This is a genomic window from Candidatus Eisenbacteria bacterium, from assembly GCA_016867715.1.
Lineage (GTDB): Bacteria > Orphanbacterota > Orphanbacteria > Orphanbacterales > Orphanbacteraceae > VGIW01.
In genome coordinates this window covers 1-3,085 of record VGIW01000157.1, presented here as the reverse complement: position 1 = coordinate 3,085, position 3,085 = coordinate 1, and the positions used below count along the sequence as shown (strand labels likewise).

4 protein-coding genes are annotated in these 3,085 nt (G+C 66.0%); 3 read left to right on the top strand and 1 reads right to left on the bottom strand.

Going from position 1 to position 3,085, the window contains the following annotated elements; all coding sequences use genetic code 11:
* Positions 1-100: 100 nt before the first annotated feature.
* On the top strand, positions 101-421 hold the full coding sequence (locus FJY73_14245; protein MBM3321821.1) for a hypothetical protein: 321 nt from the start codon (positions 101-103) through the stop codon (positions 419-421).
* A 34-nt stretch (positions 422-455) separates the two neighbouring features.
* Here the strand turns inward: FJY73_14245 and FJY73_14240 are convergent, their stop codons facing one another.
* Entirely contained in the window at positions 456-1,175 is a 720-nt protein-coding gene (locus FJY73_14240) for an NYN domain-containing protein (GenBank protein MBM3321820.1), read from the bottom strand.
* Positions 1,176-1,521: 346 nt separating this feature from the next.
* Between FJY73_14240 and FJY73_14235 the strand changes: the two genes are divergently transcribed.
* Together FJY73_14235 and FJY73_14230 are read left to right on the top strand one after the other, a co-directional pair.
* Positions 1,522-2,190: a cytochrome c3 family protein gene (locus FJY73_14235; protein ID MBM3321819.1), complete on the top strand. Its 669-nt coding sequence runs from the start codon at positions 1,522-1,524 to the stop codon at positions 2,188-2,190.
* Positions 2,178-3,085 (top strand): TAT-variant-translocated molybdopterin oxidoreductase (locus tag FJY73_14230; protein MBM3321818.1); only part of this gene is annotated, 908 nt, incomplete at its 3' end. The genes FJY73_14235 and FJY73_14230, both read left to right, overlap by 13 nt.

Sequence of the window (3,085 nt, the reverse complement as noted above, 5' to 3'; positions counted from 1 at the left end):
CTAGACAGAAGCCGATCGGGTTCGGCGGCGCGGTTTCGGGCGATCGAGGCCGCGCCGCCGCCCTCATGACGCTTTGGGGTGCGGGGCCGAGGGGGAAAACATGGATGAGACACGCACGGTTTATACGGCGATCATAAAGAGCTGGCTTGTCGATCTACGGGAGGATCTCTTCGCGACGGCCGTGCGGTACGCCCGGCTCCGAACCGACTGGCAGCTCGCCGATCCGGAGCGACGGAGGGAGATCGACGCGGCGCGTTCGATCGCCCACACCGCCTTCATCGACTCGTGTGATATCCTGAGCCGAAACATGGCGCTTCACGGAGAGGACAATAGCTGGCGAGATCGGATCGGGATGGATCGGCGCTCGATCGGCGACTTCGCGTGCCGGCTTCATTGCCTTCTTGGTCTTCTCGCCCGGTGATTCATAGAGAGAACCCCGGGGCTCTCCGGTCTGCTCAAAACCCCCGCTTCTTCTTCTTCGACTTCGGGGGTTTGGCGGGGCCGCGGGCGGCGCGGCGCTGCATCTTCTCCTGATAGCGGGCGCGGCGCGCTTCGCGGTTCGGACGGGGGTGCACGGCCTGCGCCTCCGGCGCAAGAAGGGGCGCGCGTCTTTCTTTCACCACCGGAAGGGAGCGCTCCTCCTCTTCGTCCGACTCGGTCTCCGGCTCGTCGAAGGATTCCGGCTCTTCCTCGTCCACGCGCGTCAGCATCGCGGTTTCCAACTCGGCGATCTGTTCATCCGTGAAATGTTCTTCCTTCTCGGGATGAAGAGGCTTTCGGGTGATCTCGAAATAGAAATCCTCGGTCGAGACGATTCCCGCTCCCGCCTTCTTCGCCTTCTTCGCGAGCTCTTTGTCGGCCGTGACGACGGTCACCTCGTCGCCGCGCTCCGCCGCCTCTTTCGCTTCGTAGGCGATGATGTCGTCCGCCTCGGCCGGCGGATCCGAGAAACGCACGCGGAGCGGTCCCTCGTCCCGATTCCCCGGATGCCCCTCGGGGAACTTCCCGCCGTCGTAGATGATCGAGGCGCTCATCTCATCGGAGCGCCGCGCCCATTGCAGAACGAGGTCCTCCGCTTCCTCGCGCGACGCGCGCTTCCCCTCGAAGGCAAGCCGCTCGGCGAGACTCTCCACCGTAAGAATGAAGTTGTGGCCGTCGATGATCGTAAGGCGCATGGGTTCCTCCCTCCGACAAGGCTTCATCGTTTCACGGAATCGCGCCCAACGTCAAGAGCGGGAGACGGTCGGTGGACAGCGGTCCCATCGTCTCGCTTCGTCCGCACGAGCACGCGATGGCCACGGGCGATCCGCCGACATCGCGCCGCCGCCGGGAGTCCCGCACATAGTTCTTGAAACTCTCTCGAAGGGTTCATAAGTTACTGGGGGTTACGGAAGATCGAGCTTGGAATCGCACGACCGGCCTCGGCTGGCTTAGGGGCCGCCGCAACTCATTGAAAGAAAATGAATTATGCCTTCGGCCCGCCGCGGAGTCCGCGCGGCTTCCGGCGAGGGTGCGGACCCGATGGACAAAGAACCGGCCTCCGTTCGACCGGTCTTTCCAAAGAGCATCAACTTCTTCCGGCCGGTGATCGGGATCGCGCTCGCCGCGGTTCCTCTCTACATCGTCATGCTCGTCTACTACGGAAACTCCGCGGAGGCGACGCGCGTCGGATACGAACCGGACCAACCCGTCGCCTTCAGCCACGCGCTCCACGCGGGCCGGCTCGGGATCGACTGCCGCTACTGTCACACGACCGTCGAGAGCGCCTCGCACGCGGCGATCCCCCCGACGGAGACATGCATGAACTGCCACGCGAACATCCGCGCGGCGAGCGCGAAGATCCTCCCGGTGCGCGAGAGCCACGCGACCGGAATGCCGATCGAGTGGGTGCGCGTGCACGACCTCCCCGATTTCGTCTACTTCGATCACAGCGCGCACGTGCGGCGCGGCGTCGGCTGCATCTCCTGCCACGGGCGCGTCGACAAGATGGAGACCGTTCGCCAAGAGAAGCCGCTCACGATGGGATGGTGCCTCGACTGTCACCGCGCGCCCGAGGCGCATCTCCGCCCGCCGGAGCTCGCGACCAAGATGGATTGGGTTCCGAACGAAGACCCGTTCGTTCTTGGAAAGCGCCTTCGCGACGAGAACCACGTGAACCCCTCGACGGACTGCACGACATGCCATCGATGAACGAACGAGGCGGATACTGGCGGAGTCTCGGCGAGCTCGCCGGCACGCCCGCCTTTCGCCTGAAGCTCGAGCGCGAGTTCGCCGAGGGAGCGGTCGACGCGCCGGGAGCGTTCACAAGGCGTCGCTTCCTCCAGCTCATGGGCGCATCGGTCGCCCTCGCCGGCTTCTCCGGATGCCGGTGGCCGAAAGAGAAGATCGTCCCCTACGCGCATCGACCCGAGGGTTGGGTTCCCGGCGAGGCGCTCCGTTTCGCGACCTCGGGCGAGCTTCGAGGATGCGCGCGCGGCCTTCTCGCGACGAGCGTCGACGGCCGGCCGATCAAGATCGACGGAAACGAAAACGATCCGATCGGACGCGGCGCTTCGAGCGCGATCGATCAGGCGAGCGTGCTCGACCTCTACGATCCGGACCGGACCCGAACGCCGATATGGCGCGAGGGGAGAAGCGAACGTTCCGTTGTGTGGGGCGATTTTCTCGCGTGGACGGAAGACCTCGTTCGCGATCTTCGCGCGACGCGGGGCGCGCGCCTCGCGTTTCTCTCCGAACCGACCGGCTCCGAATGCGTGGCGCGTCTCCGCCGCCGCCTCGCCGCGGAGCTCCCCGAGGCGCTCTGGTTCGAGTACGACCCTCTCTCGATGGACCATGCGCGCGAAGGCTTGAGGATCGCCTTCGGCAAGCCGCTCCGCGCGCATCTCGATCTCGCCTCCGCCGCGATCGTCTTCTCGCTCGACGCCGACCTCCTCGACGACGACCCGGCCGCGCTCCTCCACGCGCGCGAGTTCGCCGCCGCGCGCCGCATCGAGGAAGGCCGGACGAACCGGCTCTATGTCGTGGAGAGCGTCCCCTGCACGACCGGAGCGAAGGCGGACCATCGGCTCTCCCTTCCGCCCCGGGC

Bases quoted from the DNA above. Each gene is read 5' to 3' on its own strand.
- FJY73_14235 (MBM3321819.1), top strand. From the start codon at position 1,522: ATGGACAAAGAACCGGCCTCCGTTCGACCGGTCTTTCCAAAGAGCATC.
- FJY73_14245 (MBM3321821.1), top strand. From the start codon at position 101: ATGGATGAGACACGCACGGTTTATACGGCGATCATAAAGAGCTGGCTT.
- FJY73_14240 (MBM3321820.1), bottom strand. From the start codon at position 1,175: ATGCGCCTTACGATCATCGACGGCCACAACTTCATTCTTACGGTGGAG.